The sequence below is a fragment of the Pseudomonas sp. PDM18 genome (genome assembly GCF_014852585.1).
GTDB lineage: Bacteria > Pseudomonadota > Gammaproteobacteria > Pseudomonadales > Pseudomonadaceae > Pseudomonas.
Genome location: NZ_JACVBX010000014.1, coordinates 63117 through 85329, shown reverse-complemented (window position 1 = coordinate 85329; position 22213 = coordinate 63117). Strand labels below are relative to the sequence as shown.

General features: G+C 66.8%; 20 protein-coding genes. 5 read left to right on the top strand and 15 right to left on the bottom strand.

The features are described from left to right. Positions 1–118 precede the first annotated feature (118 nt). From IB274_RS24600 to nirK, 6 genes are all read right to left on the bottom strand, one after another. Entirely contained in the window at positions 119–301 is a 183-nt protein-coding gene (locus IB274_RS24600) for a protein DnrP (RefSeq protein WP_192435463.1), read from the bottom strand. A 3-nt stretch (positions 302–304) separates the two neighbouring features. Then, a complete protein-coding gene (locus IB274_RS24595; RefSeq protein ID WP_192435521.1) occupies positions 305–988 on the bottom strand; it encodes a Crp/Fnr family transcriptional regulator in 684 nt (227 codons plus the stop codon). Positions 989–1096: 108 nt separating this feature from the next. Then, complete coding sequence (gene ytfE / locus IB274_RS24590; RefSeq protein ID WP_192435462.1) at positions 1097–1768, bottom strand: iron-sulfur cluster repair protein YtfE; 672 nt, start codon at positions 1766–1768, stop codon at positions 1097–1099. A 96-nt stretch (positions 1769–1864) separates the two neighbouring features. Further along, positions 1865–2593 (bottom strand): Crp/Fnr family transcriptional regulator, encoded by a 729-nt coding sequence (locus tag IB274_RS24585; RefSeq protein ID WP_318652920.1) that lies wholly within the window; start codon positions 2591–2593, stop codon positions 1865–1867. A gap of 65 nt (positions 2594–2658) precedes the next feature. Further along, entirely contained in the window at positions 2659–3471 is an 813-nt protein-coding gene (locus IB274_RS24580; RefSeq protein ID WP_192435461.1) for an SUMF1/EgtB/PvdO family nonheme iron enzyme, read from the bottom strand. Positions 3472–3537: 66 nt separating this feature from the next. Then, positions 3538–4629: a copper-containing nitrite reductase gene (gene nirK / locus IB274_RS24575; RefSeq protein ID WP_412548448.1), complete on the bottom strand. Its 1092-nt coding sequence runs from the start codon at positions 4627–4629 to the stop codon at positions 3538–3540. Between the two features lie 303 nt (positions 4630–4932). Between nirK and IB274_RS24570 the strand changes: the two genes are divergently transcribed. Next, positions 4933–7110, top strand: coding sequence for an outer membrane assembly lipoprotein YfiO (locus IB274_RS24570; RefSeq protein ID WP_192435459.1), 2178 nt, complete (start codon positions 4933–4935; stop codon positions 7108–7110). Between the two features lie 5 nt (positions 7111–7115). Further along, positions 7116–7823 (top strand): DUF3142 domain-containing protein, encoded by a 708-nt coding sequence (locus IB274_RS24565; protein WP_192435458.1) that lies wholly within the window; start codon positions 7116–7118, stop codon positions 7821–7823. A 98-nt stretch (positions 7824–7921) separates the two neighbouring features. Here the strand turns inward: IB274_RS24565 and yegQ are convergent, their stop codons facing one another. The 8 genes from yegQ to glyA all read right to left on the bottom strand — a co-directional run bounded on the left by yegQ (position 7922) and on the right by glyA (position 19036). After that, the gene (gene yegQ / locus IB274_RS24560) at positions 7922–9325 is read right to left on the bottom strand and encodes a tRNA 5-hydroxyuridine modification protein YegQ (protein ID WP_192435457.1); all 1404 of its coding nucleotides are present in this window, start codon (positions 9323–9325) and stop codon (positions 7922–7924) included. Positions 9326–9756: 431 nt separating this feature from the next. Next, positions 9757–10956, bottom strand: a complete 1200-nt coding sequence (gene fdhA, locus IB274_RS24555) for a formaldehyde dehydrogenase, glutathione-independent (RefSeq protein ID WP_192435456.1) — start codon at positions 10954–10956, stop codon at positions 9757–9759. A gap of 330 nt (positions 10957–11286) precedes the next feature. Next, on the bottom strand, positions 11287–12144 hold the full coding sequence (locus tag IB274_RS24550) for a formyltetrahydrofolate deformylase (protein ID WP_081519116.1): 858 nt from the start codon (positions 12142–12144) through the stop codon (positions 11287–11289). Positions 12145–12239: 95 nt separating this feature from the next. Then, a complete protein-coding gene (locus tag IB274_RS24545; protein ID WP_192435455.1) occupies positions 12240–12875 on the bottom strand; it encodes a sarcosine oxidase subunit gamma in 636 nt (211 codons plus the stop codon). Between the two features lie 172 nt (positions 12876–13047). Then, positions 13048–16068, bottom strand: a complete 3021-nt coding sequence (locus IB274_RS24540; RefSeq protein WP_192435454.1) for a sarcosine oxidase subunit alpha — start codon at positions 16066–16068, stop codon at positions 13048–13050. Further along, on the bottom strand, positions 16068–16394 hold the full coding sequence (locus IB274_RS24535) for a sarcosine oxidase subunit delta (RefSeq protein WP_138213629.1): 327 nt from the start codon (positions 16392–16394) through the stop codon (positions 16068–16070). Before IB274_RS24535 ends, IB274_RS24540 begins: the two co-directional genes overlap by 1 nt. Positions 16395–16407: 13 nt before the next feature. Then, the gene (locus tag IB274_RS24530; RefSeq protein WP_017521546.1) at positions 16408–17658 is read right to left on the bottom strand and encodes a sarcosine oxidase subunit beta; all 1251 of its coding nucleotides are present in this window, start codon (positions 17656–17658) and stop codon (positions 16408–16410) included. A 124-nt stretch (positions 17659–17782) separates the two neighbouring features. Further along, positions 17783–19036, bottom strand: coding sequence for a serine hydroxymethyltransferase (gene glyA / locus IB274_RS24525; protein WP_192435453.1), 1254 nt, complete (start codon positions 19034–19036; stop codon positions 17783–17785). A 241-nt stretch (positions 19037–19277) separates the two neighbouring features. Here glyA and IB274_RS24520 point away from each other — a divergent pair, with 241 nt between their 5' ends. The 3 genes from IB274_RS24520 (at position 19278) to IB274_RS24510 (ending at position 21700) form a co-directional block, all read left to right on the top strand. Continuing rightward, positions 19278–19805: a hypothetical protein gene (locus IB274_RS24520; protein WP_192435452.1), complete on the top strand. Its 528-nt coding sequence runs from the start codon at positions 19278–19280 to the stop codon at positions 19803–19805. A 64-nt stretch (positions 19806–19869) separates the two neighbouring features. Continuing rightward, positions 19870–20550: a hypothetical protein gene (locus IB274_RS24515; RefSeq protein ID WP_192435451.1), complete on the top strand. Its 681-nt coding sequence runs from the start codon at positions 19870–19872 to the stop codon at positions 20548–20550. Positions 20551–20656: 106 nt separating this feature from the next. Next, complete coding sequence (locus IB274_RS24510; RefSeq protein ID WP_192435450.1) at positions 20657–21700, top strand: low specificity L-threonine aldolase; 1044 nt, start codon at positions 20657–20659, stop codon at positions 21698–21700. 185 nt (positions 21701–21885) lie between these two features. Here IB274_RS24510 and IB274_RS24505 read toward each other — a convergent pair whose 3' ends face one another. Beyond that, positions 21886–22203, bottom strand: coding sequence for a heavy metal-binding domain-containing protein (locus IB274_RS24505; protein WP_017521552.1), 318 nt, complete (start codon positions 22201–22203; stop codon positions 21886–21888). Between the last annotated feature and the right edge of the window lie 10 nt (positions 22204–22213).

Below are 22213 nucleotides of genomic sequence, written 5' to 3'. Positions count from 1 at the left end.
CGTTTTTGTGTAGGAGCGAGCTTGCTCGCGAACCGAACCCCGCAGCGGGCCTGCCTCGCGAGCGAGGACTGGGCGTCCCCGTCGGTCCTACGAAAAGCAAAAGCGGATTGGAGGGAGTTCAGCGCGGCAACCACACCATCATCACCCCGCAGAACACCGCGAGGATGACGCAGTACCAGGCAAAGCGCCGCAGCCGGCGCTGCTTCGCCAGTTCCTGATCCACCGGCAGGGGCATCCCGCATTGCGGGCATTCCGCAGCGTCCTCGGGGCTCTCTTGCTGGCAGTACAGGCACTGGCGCATGGCTTACTCGAACTGTTCCAGCCGCGCGACGTCGAGCACCTGCACCGTGCGGCCATTGAGGTCGATGATCTTCTCGTCGATCAGACGCCGCAGCACGCGGGAGAAAGTCTCCGGCTGGATCGACAGGTGCCCGGCCACCAGTTGCTTGGCCATCGGCAGCTCGAAGCGGCTGTCCTGGTTGCCATGGCGGTTGAGCTGGGTGATCAGGTAGCGCACCACGCGGTGGGTGGAGTTCTTCAGCGACAGCGTCTCGATCTCGTTGATCCGCCGGTGCAGGCGTACGCAGAGGGTGGCGAGCAGGGAGAAGGGCAACTGCGGGTTGCTGTGCAGCAACTCCATGTAGGTGCGGTTGGCGAAGCGGTAAACCTGCGTGGGTTCCAGCGCCTGGGCCGAGGCCACGTAGTCGGAGGTGTCCATCAGCATCATGGCTTCGGCGAAGGTCTGCCGGCTGCCGACGACCTCCAGCACCTTTTCCTGTCCCTCCGGTGTCAAACGGTAGATCTTCACCGCCCCGGAAATCACGAAGTAGAAGCAATGCGCAGGCTCCCCCTGAAGGAACAGCTTGTCGCCTTTTTCCAGGTTGAGCAGCGTGCTGGTAGCGAGCAGTTGTTCCAGCTGTTCTTCGTTGAGCACGTTGAACAGATGGTGGCCGCACAGAATCTGGTGGTGGACGCGATGCGCGAGCATGGCGGAGCGCTCCTGGGCGGGGACGATCCCGCCAGTATGCGCGATGCCGCTGGGTGGCGTGGTGAGACAAGCTGTCACTGGTCGCCCTCCTGGCTCCCGGTCCGGCACTCAGGCCGGGTGGTTGGCGCCCAGGAACAGCAGGTTGTTCTCCAGGTGGATGTGCTGCATCAGGTCGCGGCGCAGTTCTTCCAGGCCGCTGTAGAGGCGGCGCCAGCTGTTGCAGCCGTCCGCCGGTACGGTGAGGTCGTCGGTCAGATCGGCCAGCGCGGCGAGGGACTGCGAGTGTTCGTCGTGCTCATGGCGCATCACGCCGATCGGGCCCTGCACGTGGGTCAGCGGGATGCCCTGGCGCAGCCAGGGGAACAGTACGCTTTCCTCCTTGCACATGTGCCATTCCAGCTCTTCCTGCATCTTCTTCAGGTGCGCGGTCAGCCCGGCGGGGCATTGCGGATGGGCGGCGTGGGTCTTCTCGACGCGCTCGGCCAGCGGTATCAGCGCCGGCAGCTGTTCGCGGTGGACCTTGTGATAGCGCTCGAGGATGTGGTCGATCAGCTGGTCGTTGCTGCTCAGGCGCCAGTCGGTCTGATCGTTGGCGGGGGGCAGCGACTGTAGTTCGGCGGCGATGCGCTGGGCGTCGAAGCCCTGTTCGCTGGCGGCTTCGGCCAGGCTGCGCTGGCCGGCGCAGCAGAAGTCGAGCTTGTAGTCGTGGAACAGCGCGGAGCTGCCCGGCAGGCTGAAGGCCAGGTCGCTCAGGGTGCGCTCGGTGAGGTTGTCGGTCATGGCGGGCCTCGGGTGGAGTGGGGCACGGCGGCCGCAGTCGTCGTGGCGGTGGTGGTGAGTCTAGGGAAATGGGCGCGCCGCTCTCCTTGATTGCAGTCAAGCGCCGTCGTGCGCCACTTCCCGCTCGTCGCCACCGGCCACCCGCATCAGTTGCTGCGGGTCGCACACCAGCAGCTTCTGCCGGCCACCGACCACCAGGCCGCGGTCTTCCCAGGCGCTGAGGATGCGCGAGACGGTGTGCAGGGTGGTGCCGGTCATCTCGGCGATGTCCTGGCGGGTGACCGGGAAATCGATACGGATGCCGTCGGTCTCCGGTCGGCCGGACTGCTGCACCAGGCGCAGCACGGTGTGGGCGACGCGCCGTTCGACCTCTTCGGTGGCCAATTCGCAGAAGCGCACGTGGGCTTCCTGCAGGCGCTCGCCGATGGCCTGCACGGTGTTCAGGGCGAAGCCGGGGTGGCGGGCGAGCAGGGGTTCCCACTGGCCGGTGGGCCAGGCCAGGACCAGGCTGTCCTGGCTGGCCGTGGCGGTCGCGGGGTAGTCGCGCCGGCCGAGGGCGCGGACGAAGCCGAACAGATCGCCCGGATTGACCACACGCACCAGCACGCGCTGGCCGTCGCCGGTGAGCTGGGTGGCTTTCAGCCGGCCGTGCACCAGCAGGTAGAAGCTGGTCGCTGGCGAGCCTTGCTCGAACACGGCCACACCACTGTTCAGGCGCAGGATGCTGGCCTGGCGGAGGATGTCGTCCTGTTCCTCGCGGCTGCTGTTGGCAAATGGCGGCAAGCTGCCCAGCCAGGCGCGGTTCAGCGAGATATCAGCGGTCACGGCAGTGATTCCCGTCGGTTCGCCGCAGCATAACGGTTAAGCGCTGCGGCGAAACTTGAGGGGAATCAAGGGATGTCTCTGACCAGGCGGAAGCCGAGGTTATCCGGTGGCTGGCCGGCGCTGCAGCCGCCGCCGCGGGCATCGCGGACGAAATCGTTGATCGCCGCGCGGTGACGCCCTTCGGCAATGCGGATCGAGCAGTACTCGGCGCGGTGGGTCTGGGCGCCCTGGGCGTCGAGGTTGACCCGCTGGTGGCAGCTCTGGGTCCATTCCCAGACGTTGCCGCCCAGGTCAGCCACGCCGTACTCGTTGAGACCGTGGTTGCCACGCGCCTGAGGCAGCGCCGAGGCGCTGGTGCGGGTTTCCGCTTCCAGACGATAGCGCGCCAGCCAGCGCCGGGCGGGGTTGCTGCCATCGTCGTCTTCGATGCGCAGGGCATCGTCGGCCCAGCGCGTGCCGGCGAAGAAGGCCCACTCGCGGTCGGTGGGCAGCCGCCACTGCTGGCCGGTGCGCCGCGACAGCCAGTCGGCGTAGAGCTGCGCGTCCAGCAGGCTGGCACCGGTCAGCGGCAGGTCGTCGCGGGGAGCGCTGTTGTCCAGTGCCAGGCAATCGCCCTCGGCTACGCAGCGGGCGTATTCGCCCTGGCTGACCTGGAATTTCATGACTTCAAAGCGCGGGGCGAGGTGTTCACGCTGCGACGGCGCGTCCACTGCCTGTTTCTCCAGCCAGTAGTCGCCCGCCGGGCGGAAGTCGAAGTCGCGGGGTTCGAGCCGCACGGTTTGCGGCGCGAGCTCCGGTGCGTACTGCGGCCGTAGCAGGAGGAAGGCCCCGCCCAGCAGCAGTGCGACGGGGACGCCGATCAGGAGGGTCTTGCGCATGGTTGGCCCGGTCGCCCATATCGTTTACTGGATAAGGGCCGGCCCGGGAGGGGCCGGCCTCGGGGCTTACTTGATCGCAGTTGGCGGCTGGATCTGGCTCATCAGGTCGTTGTTCCATTGGCCTTCGACCTGGATGTGCGCCGCGGCGCCCAGCAGCACAGCCTCGATGAGGTTGTGGTTGAGGTAGGTGTACAGGCCCGGCTGCAGGAAGGTGTACAGCGCAGCGCCGGCCGCGCCGCCTGGGATGAACCAGGTTTCCAGGTCTTCCTCCGGCGGGTTGTGGAACTTGCCGGTGGCCCAGACGTGGTCGCCATGGCCGCCGATGAGGTGCGGGCGGGTATCGCGGTTGGCCTGGGAGTGGACGATCAGCACGGTCTCGCCGACGTTGGCCTTGAGCGCGTTCTTGCCGGTGAGGGCGCCGACCTTGCCGTTGAACACGATGTGACTGGGGATCAGTCCCTTCATGACTTCCTGCATGTCGTTGTAGCTTTCCATCGGCGTGCCGTAGCGCTTGAACTTGCCGTCCTTGTCGCGCGGGACGTAGTAGTCCTGCTCGCCGATGTAGACCACCTTGTCGTACTTCAGGGACTTGCCTTCGCGGTCCTTCAGGCCGTCGCGCGGCAGCACCATGATCGCGCCGTTCATGCCCGAGACCACGTGCCAGGGGATCATCGCGCCGCCCGGCGCGCAGTGGTAGACGAACACGCCGGGGCGGGTCGCGCGAAAGCGCAGCTTCACTTCCTCGCCGGGCTGGATGAGGGTCAGCGCGCCGCCGCCCAGGGCGCCGGTGGAGGCATGGAAGTCGATGTTGTGGGTCAGGGTGTTGGTCGCCGGGTTGACCAGGGTGAGCTCCAGGTAGTCGTCCTGGTGTACCACCATCATCGGGCCGGGCACCGAGCCGTTGAAGGTCATGGCGTGGATCTCGGTGCCATCGTCGTCGATGACCAGCTTCTTCTCCTCGATCACCATGCGGAACTGCACGACCTTGGGCTTGCCCTTGGCGCGCTGTTCATGGGCATGGACGAAGGGCGGAGCGACCAGCTCGATCTGGACGTGCTCCAGCTTCGAGAGGTCCGCGGCCGCACCCATGTTCTTCGGCGCGGCCTCCCCGTCAGCCAAGGCCTTGCCGCTGCCGAGCATGCTGCCGGTAACGCCCAGCACCACGGCGCCGGCCAGCAGGGTGCGGCGGGAAAGCGAAATCTCTTCCTGATCAAACATGGGTAACTCTCCGTAATCGACGAACTGTCGTTGGCTACAGAAATACCCGGTCGGCAAATTCCTTCTTTGAGCCGGAACAAAGAAGGAATCAGCTGGACAACGTGTCGCAGGCTCTGCTGTGCGGTAGATCGCGTTTACAGTCTTGTACCCATGCGGGCGGGCAAGAGTGGACGCGGCGAGGTAAGATTCTCCCTGCTCTGATTTCCGGCCCGGCGTGCGGGCTCCAACGGACAAGGATCATTCATGCGTCTGTACGGACTGACCCTGCTGGCCCTGATCACCGGCTGCCTTGGCGTGCAGGAAGCGCGCGCGAGCAGCGACGACTCCTGCTACCCGAGCTGGAACCTCAAGCGTGATTCTCTGGACGTGTGCAACAGCCTGCCGTTCCTCAGCCCGGGCAACGACAGCCGGGTCAACCTGCAGCTGCTGCTGGCCGACGCGGGCCAGGCCAGCATTCCCAACCGCGCGCTGACCGACGATGAGCAGCAACTGGGCTACGGCCAGGTGCCGTTCCCGCTGGCGCGCTGGCTGGAAGGCGCCGCGCCAGGGGATTCGACCGACAGCTCCAGCGCTGCCAGCACCGCACCGCTGGCCGACCTCGCCGCGCGCATCGGCCTGCCGGCGGATGCCGTGCAGTCCTCCGCCGACAGCTTCGCCAGCGGTGAAGGCAGCCGCTGCCGCAGCAACAACGCGGGCACCGCCCAGGACTTCCTCAGCCAGCTGCTGCTGGTCGACAGCCTTTCCGCCGCCGAACGCCAGGGCCTGGCCCGTGCGCGCCTGACCCTGCTGGGCGCCTGCCAGTGGGACGAAACCCAGCTCAGTGTGCTGCTGCCGGGTGACCTGCAGAACGCGCAGGCCAAGGCCTACCGCAGCTATCTCAAGGGCGCCGCGGACTTCTACAGCGGTCGTTTCGGCGATGCGCTGAAATCCTTCCGCGCTCTGCAGGGCAGTGACCAGCCCTGGTTGAAGGAAACCTCGCGCTACATGGTCGCCCGCGCCCTGCTCAATCAGGCGCAGCAGAACGCCTTCGACGAGATGGGCTACCCGGACCTGCGCAAGGTGGACAAGAAGATCCTCGCCCAGGCCGAAACCGCCCTGGGCGACTACCTCAAGGCTTATCCACAGGGTCGGTACAGTGCTTCGGCCCAGGGCCTGACGCGCCGCGTTTACTGGCTGATGAGCGATGAGAGCCGGCTGGCCGGTGAGTACTCCGAGCTGTTTGCCCGCGAGGACGCCGACGATCTCGCCCAACTGGTGCAGGAAGTCGACAACAAGCTGCTGGTCACCGCCCACCCGGCCGATGTGCGCGACGCACGCCTGCTGGCGGTGCTCGACCTGATGCAGATGCGCCACCACGAACCCAACGAGCCTCGCGCCCTCGACGCCGCCGGCCTGGCGGCGCAGAAGGACCTGTTCGCGAAGTACCCCGGCCTGCACGACTACCTGACAGCCGCCTACCTGCTGTACGTCGAGGAAAAGCCTGCCGAAGCGCTGAAATTCCTGCCCGAGGAACTGCCGGCCAAGCTCGACTACCTCGCCTTCAGCCAGCAGACCCTGCGCGGTTTTGCCCTGGAGGCCGGCAACGACTGGATCGCCGCGGAGAAACTCTGGCTGCGCCTGCTGCCGCTGGCCGAGCAGCCGTTGCAGCGCGATCAACTGGAGCTGGCGCTGGCTTTCAACTACGAGCGCAGCGACCGCCTGGTGAAGGTCTTCGCCGAAGGCTCGCCGGTGCATACGCCGATCATTCGCGAGATTCTCCTGCGCCACGTCGCCGGCCCTGACCTGCTGCGCCAGCAAGCCAAATCCACCAGCATCTCGGTGGAGGAGCGCGATACCGCGCTGTTCGCGCTGCTCTACAAGGACCTGCTGCACGGCCAGTACCAGGCCTATATCGACGATCTCGCGCTATTGCCCACTGACGGCAGCGGCAAGCCGCTAGGCGCCAGCATCGGCTACCTCTACGGCAGCATGCCGCTGTCGCTGTTCCAGTGGCCGGGCGGCAAGAACGACAGCGGCTACGAATGCCCGGCGATCGTCGACGTTGCCCGTGACCTGCTGCAGAACCCGCAGCCGCCCAAGGCGCTGAACTGCCTCGGGGAATTCATCCTGCGCAACGGCCTGGACGGCTTCCCGCTGGATACCCAGCCCAGCGAGCGCGAGCTGGGCGGCGGCGAATCGCTGTTCGCCGGTACGCCCTACTCGCGCATGGACGGCTACCTCAAGGTCATCGCCGACAAGCAGGCCGTGGAGGAGGACCGCGCTTACGCGCTGTTCCGCGCCATCAACTGTTTCGCCCCCAGTGGCTACAACGGCTGCGGAAGCCAGGACATCGCCCCGTCGCAGCGCAAGCAGTGGTTCCGCACCCTCAAGGGCCAGTACTCCGCCACGCCCTGGGCGAAATCGCTGAAGTACTACTGGTAAGCGCCGTGCGGCGCGTGTTGGCCCTGGCGCTGGCGTTGCTCGCGAGCAACGCCCCGGCGGCCGTAGTGGACGCCGCGAACCACGATGCCTTCTGGCTCTGGAGCGGCGTTGCACCCCAGCCCGTGCTGGCCCAGGCACGCACTCTCTATGTCCTGCAGGGGCAGGTCAGTGCGTCGCGCCATAGCGATGGCCGCGCGCGGTTGATCGCCCAGGGCATCGCCATCCCGCGCCTGAAGCAGGGCGAGGTCTGGGTGGTCTACCGCGCCCATACCCTGCGCTGGAGCGAAGACATCTATCGCACCCTCCTCTCGCAACTGCGCCGCTGGCGCGCTGCGGGCAATCCAGTGGTCGGCGTGCAGATCGATTTCGATGCGCGCACGCGCTATCTGCACGAGTACGTCGACTTCCTGCAGGACCTGCGCACGCGTCTCCCCAAGGACTGCAAACTGAGCATCACCGGGCTCATGGACTGGGGCAGCAACGCTGCGCCTGAAACCATCAACCGTCTGGCCGGCGTGGTGGACGAAGTGGTGGTGCAGACCTACCAGGGGCGCCAGACCATCCCCAACTACCAGGCCTATTTGCCGCGCGTGGCGCGACTGCAGTTGCCTTTCCGCATCGGGCTGGCGCAGTACGGGCAGTGGCAGGCGCCGGATTACCTGGCTGAAAGCCGGTGGTTCCAGGGGTATGTGGTGTTTCTGCAGAACCCTTAGCAGCGCAGGTCGGAATTGGGCAGGGCTCCCCTGCACGGGCGCCCCACGGGCGCGATCACGGGCATGGCCCGCTCCTGCAGGGAAACTCCTGCGGTCAGTCAGTTCCCGCCACACCCGCACTTTCCGCAATCGCTCCCGCAACCGCCGGCTGCCGCCGGTTCCCGGGCATCGCGGGTCGAGCCGCCCTTCAGGTTGCGCATCAGCAGCGCGTATTGCAGGTCCAGCTCCTCGGGCACCGGGAGGTAGACCACATGCCCGTCGCCGGGCGCAACGCTGATGGACTCGCCGCGGTTGCTCTCCAGCGCATCCAGGCGGAAGGTGCGGTTGCCCGCCGGGGTCATCAGCTCAACGCTGTCGCCCATCTCGAAGCGGTTCTTCACTCGCACCTCGGCGAGGCCGTTACGCCGTTCGCCGGTGAACTCTCCAACGAATTGCTGGCGCTCGGACAGCGAGTGGCCGTACTGGTAGTTCTGGTATTCGTCGTGCACGTGGCGGCGCAGGAAGCCCTCGGTGTAGCCGCGGTGGGCGAGGGACTCCAGGGTGTCCATCAGGCCGAGGTCGAAGGCGCGCCCGGCGACGGCGTCGTCGATGGCCTTGCGGTAGGCCTGGGCGGTACGGGCGACATAGTAGTGGGACTTGGTCCGACCCTCGATCTTCAGCGAATGCACGCCCATCTGCGTCAAACGTTGTACGTGCTGGATGGCGCGCAGGTCCTTGGAATTCATGATGTAGGTGCCGTGCTCGTCTTCGTAGGCCTCCATCAGCTCGCCGGGGCGGTTGCCTTCTTCGAGCAGGACGATTTCCTTCGTCGGCGCGCCGATGCCCAGGGTCGGTTGGACGTCGCGCACCGCGTGGCCCAGCTCGTCTTCATGGGCGGCGTGGGTCTGGTATTCCCAGCGACAGGCGTTGGTGCAGGTCCCCTGGTTAGGGTCGCGGCGGTTGATATAGCCCGACAGCAGGCAGCGCCCGGAGTAGGCCATGCACAGCGCGCCATGGACGAAGACTTCCAGTTCCATGTCCGGCACGCGCTCGCGAATCTCGCCGATTTCCTCCAGCGACAGCTCGCGGGACAGGATCACCCGCTTGAGCCCCTGCTGGCGCCAGAACTCCACGCTGGCCCAGTTCACCGCATTGGCCTGCACCGAGAGGTGGATATCAACCTCGGGGAAATGCTGGCGAACCAGCATGATCAGGCCGGGATCGGACATGATCAGCGCATCCGGGCCGAGGGCGATCACCGACTCGACATCCTGCAGGAAGGTCTTCAGCTTGGCGTTGTGCGGGGCGATATTGACCACCACGTATAGGCGCTTGCCCTGAGCGTGGGCCTCGTGGATGCCGGTGGCGAGGTTGGCGTGGTCGAATTCGTTGTTGCGCACCCGCAGGCTATAGCGTGGTTGGCCGGCGTAGACGGCATCGGCGCCATAGGCAAAGGCGTGGCGCAGGCTCTTCAGCGAGCCGGCGGGGCAGAGCAGTTCGGGGGAAAACGGCGTGGGGAGCATGGCGGCGCAGCGGGTAGTGGGAAAAAGGCCGCCACTCTAGGAAATCCGGGGCTTGCGCGTGCTGAGCGAAGTCAACGGATGCGCTATCCGTTTCCCGCGACGTTTGCCGTCCTGCTCTTCATAGGGTGAGCCCGCTGTGATACCCATTCCTCGAATGGCGTTCCCGGGAAACTCGATATAGCAGCAAGTGCCTTCCCCTGATCGTTCGTGCCTTGGATTTCCCCCCTCACTTCGGAGCGGGGCGCGCAGCCAGGGCGGGGAAGAGCGCCGCCCCCGCGCAGAACTTCACCGGGGAGCGCGCCATGCCCGTGATCGCACGCATGGCGCGCTCCTCCAGGTCCATGCCGCGCGGGCAGAAAAAAAGGGAGCCTTGCGGCTCCCCTGGAGAGACGGCCGCGGAAGTGGAGCCGCGGCCGGGGGCGGGTGCGCCGTCAGGCGGCGCGGAACAGGTTGTGCGGGTCGATGACGAATTTCTTCGGAACGCCGGCGTCGAACTCGCCATAGCCTTTGGGCGCTTGGTCCAGGGTTATGACTTCCACCCCGACGACGTCGGCGATCTTGATGCGGTCCCACATGATTGCCTGCATCAGTTGGCGGTTGTACTTCATCACCGGGGTCTGGCCGGTGTGGAAGCTGTGCGACTTGGCCCAGCCCAGGCCGAAGCGGATGCTCAGCGAGCCCTGCTTGGCGGCCGCGTCCACCGCGCCCGGGTCCTCGGTGACGTAGAGGCCAGGAATGCCGATCTTGCCGGCCACCCGCACCACCCCCATCAGCGAGTTCAGCACGGTGGCCGGAGCCTCGTGCTGCGAGCCCGAATGACCGTGACCGCGGGCCTCGAAGCCGACCGCGTCGACCGCGCAGTCCACTTCCGGCTCGCCCAGCAGATCGGCGATCTGCTCGTGCAGCGGGGTGTCCTTGGACAGGTCGGCGATTTCGAAGCCCTGCGCCTTGGCGTGCGCCAGGCGGGTCGGGTTGACGTCACCGACGATCACCACGGCGGCGCCCAGCAGGCGGGCCGAAGCGGCGGCGGCGAGGCCGACCGGACCGGCACCGGCGATGTAGACGGTGCTGCCCGGACCGACGCCGGCCGTCACCGCACCGTGGTAGCCGGTGGGGAGAATGTCGGAGAGGCAGGTCAGGTCGCGGATCTTCTCCATCGCCGCGTCGCGGTTGGGCAGGCGCAGCAGGTTGAAGTCAGCGTACGGGACCATCACGTACTCGGCCTGGCCGCCGACCCAGCCGCCCATGTCGACGTAGCCGTAGGCGCCGCCGGCGCGAGCCGGGTTGACCGTCAGGCAGACGCCGGTGTGCTGCTCCTTGCAGGTGCGGCAGTGGCCACAGGCGACGTTGAACGGCACCGAGACCAGGTCGCCGATTTTCATGGTTTCCACGCCACGGCCGATCTCTACCACTTCGCCGGTGATCTCGTGGCCCAGCACCAGGCCTTCGGGCGCTGTGGTACGGCCACGGACCATGTGCTGGTCGGAGCCGCAGATGTTGGTGGAAACGACGCGCAGGATCACCCCGTGGTCGATCTGCTTGCCCTGCGGGTCCTGCATCTTCGGATAGGGGATGTTCTGAACTTCGACCTTGCCCGGGCCGAGATAAACCACACCACGATTGCCAGACATACGCATTCCTCATTGTGTTTGTGGGTACAAAGGCGGGCCTTGCGGCTCGCGGTTTTGCACTGGGATGTCGTGTGTTGCGCGACAGGGCCGGGAATTGGCAGCCGGCGGTCTGTCGGTGTTGCTCGGTGCTTGGGAGCGGGCTCAGGACCCTCTCCCCAACCCTCTCCCCAACCCTCTCCCTGAGGCGAGAGGGGGTTGTTCGGTACATCAGCTGGGCACCGGTTTCACCGGCCGCTCCAGACATGTAGGGCGGATGAGCTCCATCCATCCGCCGTTCGGGTGTCATGGCGGATAACGCCTGCGGCGTTATCCGCCCTACGAAGGCGGCACTTACAGCACCACCGTCCGGTTGGCGTTCAGGAAGACGCGTTTCTCGATGTGGTAGCCCACGGCTTTCGCCAGGGTCAGGCACTCCACGTCGCGGCCCTTGGCGATCAGGTCCTCGGGGTAGTGGGAGTGGTCCACGGGCTCGACGCCCTGGGCGATGATCGGGCCCTCGTCGAGGTCGTTGTTGATGTAGTGGGCGGTGGCGCCGACCAGCTTCACGCCCTTCTGGTAGGCTTGGTGATAGGGCTTGGCGCCCTTGAAACCGGGCAGCAGCGAGTGGTGGATGTTGATCGCCCAGCCGTCCAGACGGCGGCACAGCTCGGGGGACAGCACCTGCATGTAGCGGGCGAGAATCACCAGCTCGGCGCCGGTCTCCTCGATCACCTGCCAGACCTTCGCCTCCTGCGCGCCCTTGTCGTTGGGGTCGAGGGCGAAGTGGTGGTAGGGGATGCCGTGCCAGCGCGCCAGCGGTTCCAGGTCCGGGTGGTTGGAGACCACCGCCACCACGTCCATCGGCAGCTGGCCGATGCGCTGGCGGTAGAGCAGGTCGTTCAGGCAGTGGTCGGCCTTGGATACCATGATCACCACCTTGCTGCGGTAGCCCGGCGGGGTCAGTTCGACATTCATCTGGAAGGGCGAGACGCGGTCGGCGAGGCCGGCGCGGAAGGCGGCTTCGTCGAAGCCGTCGCCGGCGCGGAATTCGATGCGGATGAAGAAGCGCTGCGCCAGGCGGTCGTCGAAGGAGTGGTGCTCGGTGACGTAGCAGCTCTGTTCGAACAGGTAGCGCGTGACCACGTCCACCGTGCCCAGCAGGCTCGGGCTGTCGGCGGTGAGGATCCAGGTTTCGGGGGTGCGGCTCATGGTCAGGCTCCGAAGTTTTCCTCTCGCTGGAGAGGTTGGAGTGGGGCTTCCCTCACCCCGGCCCTCTCCCGGAGGGAGAGGGGGAAGCGCATTTCTTACGCCGCTACCTGCAGGCCGTACTCCGCACAGGCGTCCTGCAGCCACAGCCAGAAGTAGTCGGAGAAGCTGCGGCGCACCACCAGCTCCCAGGTGTGCTCGCCGGTATGGCGGATCACCAGCTGGGACTTGGCGAAATTGGTGCCCACCGCCTTGCCCACCGGGAAGTTGCTCGGGTGCACGTCGTACCCGGTGGACTTCATCAGCACTTCGCGGACCTTGGCACCTTCGAGCTCCAGCAGAGTCTGCCCGCCGCTGACGTTGATCACCGAGTAGTGCAGCTCTTCGCCCAGCGCCTCGCGCAGGCGCTGTTCAACGGCGAACTCCTCGCCGCCGGGGACAATCAGCAGCCACTCGTCCGGGCCGAGCCACTGCAGCGAGGTCTCGCCCTTGGCCACCAGGCCCAGGGCCACCGGCAGCTCCAGGCCCAGGGCCTTGTGCACGCCGCCGGCGAATGCCGGGTCGTGGGCGTCGCCACGCAGGGTCAGGTGGCCGAGGAATTTCTTCTCGCGCAGGGTCACGCCGGCGTTGGCCACCTTGCGTGCGGCGAGCTTGTCCAGCTCGGCGTGGTGCAGGGGCGATTCGGCCTGGATGCCGTCTGCGGGGCGCTGTTCGTAGAGATTGGCTTTGCTCATGTTCTGTTCACCTTGGGGGCGCTTATCGCCTGTTTCCCCTCACCCCAGCCCTCTCCCGGAGGGAGAGGGGACCGAGCTGAGTGTGCTGTGAGTGTCGTGCTCGCCGGCGGCTCCGAACTGTCCCCTCTCCCTCTGGGAGAGGGTTAGGGTGAGGGCAGCCGGCGGCTCCGAATCAATCCACGTTCTGCCGTTCGCCTTTCGGGTCGTAGAACACCGAGCTGCAGATTTCCGCTTCGATCACGCGACCATCCGGCAGCGGGGCGTAGACCTTCTCGCCCAGGCGCTTGATGCCGCCCTTCACCACGGCCAGGGCGAAGCTGTAGCCCAGGGTGCTGCTCATATAGCTGGAGGTGACGTGGCCGACCATGGTCGCGGGAATCGTGTGCTGCGGGGTGAACAGCAGTTGCGCGCCCTCGGGCAGCAGGTCCATCGGGTTGGTGGGCTTGAGGCCAACCAGCTGCTTGCGGTCTTCGCGCTGGCAGTCGGCGCGGTTCATGCCGCGCCAGCCGATCCAGGAGAACGGCTTGGTGCGACCCACCGCCCAGCCCATGTTCAGGTCGTCCGGGGTGACCGAGGCGTCGGTGTCCTGGCCGACGATAATGAAGCCCTTCTCGGCGCGCAGGACGTGCATGGTCTCGGTGCCGTACGGCGTCAGGTTGTACTTGGCGCCGGCGGCGACGATGGCCTCCAGCACACCCATGGCGTAGTTGGCCTGGATGTTCACCTCGTACGACAGCTCGCCGGTGAAGGAGATGCGGAACACCCGCGCCGGTACGCCGGCGACCTTGCCTTCCTTCCAGGTCATGAAGGGGAAGGCGTCCTTGTCCAGGTCGATGTCGGTGACCTCGGCCAGCAGCTTGCGGCTGTTGGGGCCGGACAGGGTGAGGGTGGCCCAGTGGTCGGTGACCGAGGTGAAGTACACCTTCAGCTCCGGCCATTCGGTCTGGTGGTACAGCTCCAGCCACTCCATGACGCGGGCAGCGCCGCCGGTGGTGGTGGTCATGACGAAGTGGTTGTCGGCCAGGCAGGCGGTGACGCCATCGTCGAAGACCATGCCGTCTTCCTTGCACATCAGGCCATAGCGGGCCTTGCCCACGTCCAGCTTGGTCCAGGCGTTGGTGTAGACGCGGTTGAGAAACTCGCGGGCGTCCGGGCCCTGGATGTCGATCTTGCCCAGGGTCGAGGCGTCCAGCAGGCCGACCGAATCACGCACGGCGCGGCACTCGCGGGCCACGGCGGCGTGCATGTCTTCGCCACGCTTGGGGAAGTACCACGGGCGCTTCCACTGGCCGACGTCTTCGAACTCGGCGCCGTTCTTCACGTGCCAGGCGTGCAGGGCGGTGAAGCGCACCGGCTCGAACAGGTGGCCGCAGTGACGGCCGGCGACGGCGCCGAAGGTCACCGGGGTGTAGTTCGGGCGGAACATGGTGGTGCCGGTGTCGGCGATGCTCTTGCCCTGGGCGCGGGCGGCGATGGCCAGGCCGTTGATGTTGCCCAGCTTGCCCTGGTCGGTGCCGAAGCCCAGCGCGGTGTAGCGCTTGACGTGCTCGATGGACTCGAAGCCCTCGCGGCAGGCCAGTTCGATGGCGGCGGCGGTGACGTCGTTCTGGGTGTCGACGAACTGCTTGGGCGCCCGCGCCGTGGTTTTTTCATGGGGCACCTGGAACAGCGCCAGGGTGGCGTCCTCGGCACGCTCGGCCACCACCGGCAGCTCGCCGGCGACGGACTTGAAGCCGCCGTCGACAGCCGCCTGGCTGCCGGCCTGGTAGCCGTCGGCCAGGGCATCGGCGAGGCGGAACACGCCGTTCACCGCACCGGCGCAGATGCGCTTCTGGAAGGCCAGGCCGGGAACGAAGGCGAGGATGTCCTCACGCCATTCCGGCTTGCCGCCCAGGTGCGAAGCCAGGTGCACCACCGGGCTGTAGCCGCCGGAGCTGGCGATGAGGTCGCAGTCCAGCCACTCACCGGGCGCATTGACCTTGTGGCGGAAGGTGTCGATGGAGGCGACCTTCGCACCGGTCACGCGTTTGCTGCCGCGTGCCTCGATCACGGCGCTGCCGGTGATGACGCGCATACCGCGCTTGCGCGCTTCCTCGACCCACTCGCCGCGCGGATTGGGGCGGGCGTCGGCGATGGCGACCACCTGCAGACCGGCTTCCTGCCAGTCCAGGGCGACGCGGTAGGCGTAGTCGTTGTTGGTGGACAGCACCAGCTTCTTGCCCGGTGCCACGCCGTAGCGGCGTACATAGGTGGAGACGGCGCCGGCGAGCATGTTGCCCGGCACGTCGTTGTTGCCGTAGACCAGCGGGCGCTCGTGGGCGCCGGCGGCGAGCACCACGCGGTTGGCGCGGACCCGGTGTACGCGCATGCGCACCTGGCCCAGCGGGGCGGTTTCGCCGATATGGTCAGTGCGGCGCTCGTGGATGGTGAGGAAGTTGTGGTCGTGGTAGCCGTTGACCGTGGAGCGTGGCAGCAGGATCACGTCCGGGTTCCCCTGCAGCTCGGCGATGGCCTTGGCCACCCACTCCTCGGCCGGCTTGCCGTCGAGGGTCTCGCGGGTGTCGAGCAGGCTGCCGCCGAACTCTTCCTGTTCATCGGCGAGGATCACCCGCGCACCGCTGCGCGAGGCGGCCAGGGCGGCCGCGAGGCCGGCGGGGCCGGCGCCGACGATCAGCACGTCGGCGTGGTGGTTCATCCAGTCGTAGCTGTCCGGGTCCACTTCGGTGGGCGCACGGCCCAGGCCTGCGGCCTTGCGGATGTACTTCTCGTAGGTCAGCCACATGGACTGCGGGTACATGAAGGTCTTGTAGTAGAAGCCGGGCGGCATCAGTTTGCCGCCGACCTTGCCGAAGATCCCCATGAGGTCGTTCTGCACGTTCGGCCAGCCGTTGGTGGCGGTCGCCACCAGGCCGCTGTACAGGGCCTGCTGGGTGGCGCGCACGTTGGGCACCTGGGTGGATTCGCGCGAGCCGATCTGCAGGATGGCGTTGGGCTCTTCGGCGCCGGCGGCGACGATGCCGCGCGGGCGCGAGTACTTGAAGCTGCGGCCGAGGATATCGACGCCGTTGGCCAGCAGCGCGGCGGCCAGGGTGTCACCGGCGAAACCCTGGTAGCTCTGGCCGTTGAAGCTGAAGGTGAGCGGCTTGTTGCGGTCGATGCGACCGCCACGGGACAGGCGATTGATCTGGCTCATTAGGCCTTCTCCACGGCGGGCTGGACGGCGGATTTCTTCTCGGATTCGGCGGTGATGCTCGGTTTTTCGCCGATCTTGTAGGTTTCCAGGATTTCGTAGGTCACGGTGTGGCGGGTGACGTTGAAGTACTGGCGGCAGCCGGCGGCGTGCACCCACAGCTCGTGGTGGATGCCGCGCGGGTTATCGCGGAAGAACATGTACTCGCCCCACTCGGCGTCGGTGCAGGCGGACGGGTCGAGGGGGCGCGGGATGTGCGCCTGGCCCTTGGCGTGGAATTCCTCTTCGGAACGCAGCTCGCCGCAATGGGGGCAGAAGATATTCAGCATGATGTGTGCCCTCTTAGTGCGCGACGGCAGCAGCGCCGTGTTCGTCGATCAGCGCGCCGGTGTGGAAGCGTTCGATGGAGAAGGGCGCGGCCAGCGGATGCGGCTCGCCCTTGGCGAGAGTGGCGGCGAAAACGTTGCCCGAGCCGGGAGTAGCCTTGAAGCCGCCGGTGCCCCAGCCGCAGTTGAAGAACAGGTTCTTCACCGGGGTCTTGCCGATGATCGGGCAGGCGTCCGGGGTGGTGTCGACGATGCCGCCCCACTGGCGGTTCATGCGCACGCGCGAGAGCACTGGGAACATCTCGACGATGGCTTGCAGGGTGTGCTCGATCACCGGGTAGGAACCGCGCTGGCCGTAGCCGTTGTAGCCGTCGATGCCGGCGCCGATGACCAGGTCGCCCTTGTCCGACTGGCTGATGTAGCCATGCACGGCGTTGGACATGATCACGCTGTCGATGATGGGTTTCAGCGGCTCGGAAACCAGCGCCTGCAGCGGGTGTGATTCGATCGGCAGGCGGAAGCCGGCGAGCTTGGCCATGTGCCCGGAGTTGCCGGCGGTGACCACGCCGACGCGCTTGGCGCCGATGAAGCCGCGGTTGGTTTCGACGCCGATGACCACGCCGTCCTGCTTGCGGAAGCCGATCACTTCGGTCTGCTGGATCAGGTCCACGCCCAGGGCGTCGGCGGCGCGGGCGAAGCCCCAGGCCACGGCATCGTGACGGGCCACGCCACCACGACGCTGGACGGTGGAACCCATGACCGGGTAGCGGGCGCTTTTGGTGCAGTTCAGGTAGGGAATCTCTTCGGCCACCTGCTGGGCGTTGAGCAGTTCACCGTCCACGCCGTTGAGGCGGTTGGCGCTGACGCGGCGTTCGCCGTCGCGCATGTCCTGCAGGGTGTGGCAGAGGTTGTAGACCCCACGCTGGGAGAACATGACGTTGTAGTTGAGGTCCTGGGACAGGCCTTCCCACAGTTTCATGGCGTGTTCGTAGAGCAGCGCCGACTCGTCCCACAGGTAATTGGAACGCACGATGGTGGTGTTGCGCGCGGTGTTGCCGCCGCCTAGCCAGCCCTTCTCGACCACCGCGACGTTGGTGATGCCGTGCTCCTTGGCCAGATAGTAGGCCGTGGCCAGGCCGTGCCCGCCGCCGCCGACGATGACCACGTCATACACCGGCTTGGGCGTGGGCGTGCGCCACATGCGCTGCCAGTTCTCGTGGTGGCTCAGGGAATGCTTGAACAGGCCGAAGCCGGAGTAGCGTTGCATGGGGTGCTCCTGAAATCTCTAGTCGCGGTGCCGCTCTTCGTAGGACCGAGGGGGGGCGCCTAGCTCTTGCTCGCGAATGGCCTCGCGGCGGGGCGGGTTCGCGAGCAAGCTCGCTCCTACAAAATCAGCGGTAGACCGGGAAGTCCGCGCACAGGCCCGCGACCTGGGTGGCCACCTTGGCCTCCACGTCGGCGTCGCCCAGGTGGTCCAGCACGTCGCTGATCCAGCCGGCCAGCTCGCGGCACTGTTCTTCCTTCAGGCCACGGGTAGTCACCGCCGGGGTGCCGATGCGGATGCCGGAGGTGACGAACGGGCTCTGCGGATCGTTCGGCACGGCGTTCTTGTTCACCGTGATGCCGACACGGCCCAGGGCGGCGTCCGCTTCCTTGCCGGTCAGGCCCTGCTTCACCAGGCTGATCAGCATCAGGTGGTTGTCGGTGCCACCGGAGACCACGTCGTAGCCGCGCTCGATGAACACCGAAGCCATGGCCTGGGCGTTCCTGAGCACCTGGGCCTGGTAGTCCTTGAAGCCGGGCTCCAGCGCCTCCTTGAAGCACACCGCCTTGGCGGCGATCACATGCATCAGCGGGCCGCCCTGGGCGCCGGGGAAGACGGCGGAGTTGAGCTTCTTCTCGATCTCTTCGTTGGATTTCGCCAGGATCAGGCCGCCGCGCGGGCCGCGCAGGGTCTTGTGGGTGGTGGTGGTGACCACGTCGGCGTAGGGCAGCGGGTTCGGGTACAGGCCTGCGGCGACCAGGCCGGCGACGTGGGCCATGTCGACGAACAGCAGCGCTCCGACCTTGTCGGCGATGGCGCGGAAGCGCGGGAAGTCGAGGGTCTTGGAGTAGGCGGAGAAGCCGGCGACGATCATCTTCGGCTTGTGTTCCACGGCCAGGCGCTCGACCTCGTCGTAGTCGATCAGCCCGGTGTCGGTGTTCAGGCCATACTGCACGGCGTTGTACAGCTTGCCCGAGGACGACACCTTGGCGCCGTGGGTCAGGTGGCCGCCGTGGGCCAGGCTCATGCCCAGGATGGTGTCGCCGGCATTGATCAGCGCCAGGTACACCGCGGAGTTGGCCGAGGAGCCTGAGTGCGGCTGGACGTTGGCGTAGTCGGCGCCGAACAGCTGCTTGGCGCGATCGATGGCCAGCTGCTCGACTTTATCCACATGCTCGCAGCCACCGTAGTATCGCTTGCCCGGATAGCCTTCGGCGTACTTGTTGGTCAGCCCGCTGCCCTGAGCCTGCATGACGCGCTTGCTGGTGTAGTTCTCCGAAGCGATCAGCTCGAGGTGGTCCTCCTGGCGCGCTTCCTCGGCATCCATCGCCGCGAGCAGTTCGTCGTCATAGCCCTGGATCTGGTCTTGCTTGCTGAACATCGCTGGTCTCCCTGCGGCGCGGTGGGGCGCCATGGCTGGTGCGGGGCGCGAGCTGGCCCCCTTGGAAGCGATGGTATGACTGGCCCCGTCAGCCCAGATGCCTGCGCACGTCGCGGGTAGGTGCGTTTGCGACATGCCGTGAACGGCGCAAAAGCGACCGCGTGCGTGGAATTGCACGCGACGGCTGGTCAGAATGCGACATGCCCGCGCCAGGACGGCGCGGCCCGCGGAGCCCTGCCCGATGAAGCGCTTCTTCTTATGTGGTTCGCTGTGCCTTGCGCTGCTGGCGCCGGCTTTGTCGGCCTGGGGCATGTCGCGCCTGTTCGACGGCGACGCGCGGGTCTGGGTGCAGGGCCGGACGCTGTGCTTCGGCGGCGCGGCATTCAAGTCGCCCGGCCTGTTCTTCAACCGCACGCTGCAGGTGGATGCGCGGCAGGTGGCGGTGCACTCCATCGAAGTCGCGCGCGAGCCCTACGAGCCGTTCTGGGCGTCGGCCAGCATCGAACCCACCCAGGGCGTGTCGCTACGCAGCGACACCTGCTTCGCCTACGGCCAGGCGATTCCCGGTTTCCGCGAGAAAACCCCCGCGCGGCCTCTGCAGCCTGGTCTGTACAACGTCACCCTCGGCGGGCACGACAGTGCCGGGGACGGCCAGCGGGCGACCTTCATGAAGACCTTCTGCCTGGAAGCGCGCGGCGCCGGAGTGGCGGTGATCGATGCCGGCTACGACGATAGGCAGGGGCGCTGGGTCTGCAAACCTTCGCAATGAAGCTACCGATAGGAACCATCCGGCCAAGGGACTAAACTGCGCCTCTTCGAAATGCGAGGACGCCATGAACCGCTCCCTGACTCTGCTTTCCGCCCTGCTGCTCACCGCGACGCTGCAGGGCTGTGGTGACGACAGCAAACCCGCCAAGGCCGAAGCGCCCGAAGCCGCCAGCAGCGCCGCCACGGCCACCCCGGCCGGCGACAGCTGCACCGGTCATGTGCTGGAGAAGGCGCTGCCGCCGACCAAGGCCATCTACGGCTATCCCTACCTGTCCCGCGAGTGCGGCTACGACGACGCCACCATCGTCTATGGCAAGGCCGATGGCAGCCAGCATCTGGTCGTGACCCTGACCGATACCGGCCTGCCGGCGCCCGGCGCCGACCAGCAGGGCGAGGTTGCCAAGCAGTACCTCGCCGCCCAGGCCAAGCTGCGCGACACCACCGCGAAGAACGTCTCGCTGCTCAACCAGGCCCGCCAAGCCGCGCTGCAGAACGGCACCGCCGCGCAGTTCGGCGGCGAGCAGTACCTGCCGGTGATCGACAGCACCCGCATGGGCGACCCGCTGGCGATCAGCGTGCCGGGCCCGGACGACAAGGCCGGCGAGTCCAGCCTGACCGGCCTGATCAAGGGGCGCTACGTGCTCAACATGGTCTCCCCGGACAAGCCCAACGGCGGCACTGCCCAGTCCCTGCGCGAGCTGTTCGTGCCGATCTCCGAGCAGATGGCGCTGACCAAGCTGCCCTGATCCCTCCCGCGGCCTCCCGTCAGCGGGAGGCCTGCGCCCTCCGGCGGCAAGCGACTATCCGTTGCTACGCTGCTGCCTGACGTACAACGTTTTCCGAGGCCGCACCATGACCGACAACACCCAACAGTTCGCCAGCGACAACTATTCCGGCATCTGCCCCGAAGCCTGGGCGGCCATGGCCGAAGCCAACCGCGGCCACGAACGCGCCTACGGCGACGACCAGTGGACCGCCCGCGCGTCCGACTACTTCCGCGAGCTGTTCGAGACCGACTGCGAAGTCTTCTTCGCCTTCAACGGCACCGCGGCCAACTCCCTGGCCCTGGCGGCGCTGTGCCAGAGCTACCACAGCGTGATCTGCGCCGAGACCGCCCACGTCGAGACTGACGAGTGCGGCGCGCCGGAGTTCTTCTCCAACGGCTCCAAGCTGCTGCTGGCGCGCACTGACGCCCAGGGCAAGCTGACTCCGGAGGCGATCCGCGAGATCGCCCTGAAGCGGCAGGACATCCACTACCCGAAGGCGCGCGTGGTCACCATCACCCAGGCCACCGAGGTCGGCACCGTCTACCGCCCGGACGAGCTGCAGGCGCTCAGTGCCACCTGCCGCGAACTGGGCCTGCACCTGCACATGGACGGTGCGCGCTTCTCCAATGCCTGCGCCTTCCTCGGCGCGACCCCGGCCGAGCTGACCTGGAAGGCCGGCGTCGAAGTGCTCTGCTTCGGCGGGACCAAGAACGGCATGGCGGTGGGCGAGGCCATCCTGTTCTTCAATCGCGAACTGGCCGAAGGCTTCGACTACCGCTGCAAGCAGGCCGGCCAACTGGCCTCGAAGATGCGCTTCCTCGCCGCGCCTTGGGTCGGGGTGCTGCAGGACGACGCCTGGATGCATTACGCCAGCCACGCCAACCGCTGTGCACAACTGCTGGCCGAGCGCGTCGCCGATGTACCGGGCGTGCAGCTGATGTTCCCGGTGGAAGCCAACGGCGTATTCCTGCAGATGTCCGAACCCGCTCTGGAAGCCCTGCGTCAGCTGGGCTGGCGCTTCTATACCTTCATCGGCGCCGGCGGCGCCCGCTTCATGTGCTCGTGGGATACCGAGACCGCCCGCGTCGAGGAACTGGCGGCGGACATCCGCAAAGTCATGGGCGCCTGAGCCTGAGTTGTCCCCAGGCGCTGGGGACGGTTGCTCGCGCAAGCTGTCGCCAACCTGTGGATGAATGCCTGCAGGCCACTGTTGGCATGGCCTGCATTATCCTGCTCAAGATTTGACCAATGCCTGTAGGAGCGCGCCATGCCCGCGATCGCGCGCATGGTGCGCTCCTACAGCTACCCCCGACGTCAGATACGCACTGCCGTCCCGCTCACGCTGACCATCAGCATGCTGCCGTTCTGCCCCACGACCTCGTAATCCAGGTCGATGCCGACTACGGCATTGGCGCCCAGCTCCTGCGCGCGCTCCTGCAGCTCCTCGAAGGCGATCTCCCGCGCCCTGCCCAGTTCCTTCTCGTATGCCCCGGAGCGGCCGCCGATGATGTCGCGCAGGCCGGCGAACAGGTCGCGGAACACGTTGGCGCCGAGGATCGCCTCGCCAACCACGATGCCGCGGTATTCCTGGATGGTCTTGCCCTCGATGGTGGGCGTGGTGGTCAGGATCATGGGTTGGCTC

Excerpts from the sequence above, each read along its gene's own strand:
- IB274_RS24570 (WP_192435459.1), top strand. The coding sequence starts at position 4,933 with ATGCGTCTGTACGGACTGACCCTGCTGGCCCTGATCACCGGCTGCCTT.
- IB274_RS24530 (WP_017521546.1), bottom strand. The coding sequence starts at position 17,658 with ATGCAACGCTACTCCGGCTTCGGCCTGTTCAAGCATTCCCTGAGCCAC.
- IB274_RS24595 (WP_192435521.1), bottom strand. The coding sequence starts at position 988 with ATGCTCGCGCATCGCGTCCACCACCAGATTCTGTGCGGCCACCATCTG.
- IB274_RS24505 (WP_017521552.1), bottom strand. The coding sequence starts at position 22,203 with ATGATCCTGACCACCACGCCCACCATCGAGGGCAAGACCATCCAGGAA.
- ytfE (WP_192435462.1), bottom strand. The coding sequence starts at position 1,768 with ATGACCGACAACCTCACCGAGCGCACCCTGAGCGACCTGGCCTTCAGC.
- glyA (WP_192435453.1), bottom strand. The coding sequence starts at position 19,036 with ATGTTCAGCAAGCAAGACCAGATCCAGGGCTATGACGACGAACTGCTC.
- IB274_RS24550 (WP_081519116.1), bottom strand. The coding sequence starts at position 12,144 with ATGAGCCGCACCCCCGAAACCTGGATCCTCACCGCCGACAGCCCGAGC.
- IB274_RS24535 (WP_138213629.1), bottom strand. The coding sequence starts at position 16,394 with ATGCTGAATATCTTCTGCCCCCATTGCGGCGAGCTGCGTTCCGAAGAG.
- yegQ (WP_192435457.1), bottom strand. The coding sequence starts at position 9,325 with ATGCTCCCCACGCCGTTTTCCCCCGAACTGCTCTGCCCCGCCGGCTCG.
- IB274_RS24515 (WP_192435451.1), top strand. The coding sequence starts at position 19,870 with ATGAACCGCTCCCTGACTCTGCTTTCCGCCCTGCTGCTCACCGCGACG.
- IB274_RS24580 (WP_192435461.1), bottom strand. The coding sequence starts at position 3,471 with ATGCGCAAGACCCTCCTGATCGGCGTCCCCGTCGCACTGCTGCTGGGC.
- IB274_RS24600 (WP_192435463.1), bottom strand. The coding sequence starts at position 301 with ATGCGCCAGTGCCTGTACTGCCAGCAAGAGAGCCCCGAGGACGCTGCG.
- IB274_RS24510 (WP_192435450.1), top strand. The coding sequence starts at position 20,657 with ATGACCGACAACACCCAACAGTTCGCCAGCGACAACTATTCCGGCATC.
- IB274_RS24540 (WP_192435454.1), bottom strand. The coding sequence starts at position 16,068 with ATGAGCCAGATCAATCGCCTGTCCCGTGGCGGTCGCATCGACCGCAAC.
- fdhA (WP_192435456.1), bottom strand. The coding sequence starts at position 10,956 with ATGTCTGGCAATCGTGGTGTGGTTTATCTCGGCCCGGGCAAGGTCGAA.
- IB274_RS24520 (WP_192435452.1), top strand. The coding sequence starts at position 19,278 with ATGAAGCGCTTCTTCTTATGTGGTTCGCTGTGCCTTGCGCTGCTGGCG.
- IB274_RS24545 (WP_192435455.1), bottom strand. The coding sequence starts at position 12,875 with ATGAGCAAAGCCAATCTCTACGAACAGCGCCCCGCAGACGGCATCCAG.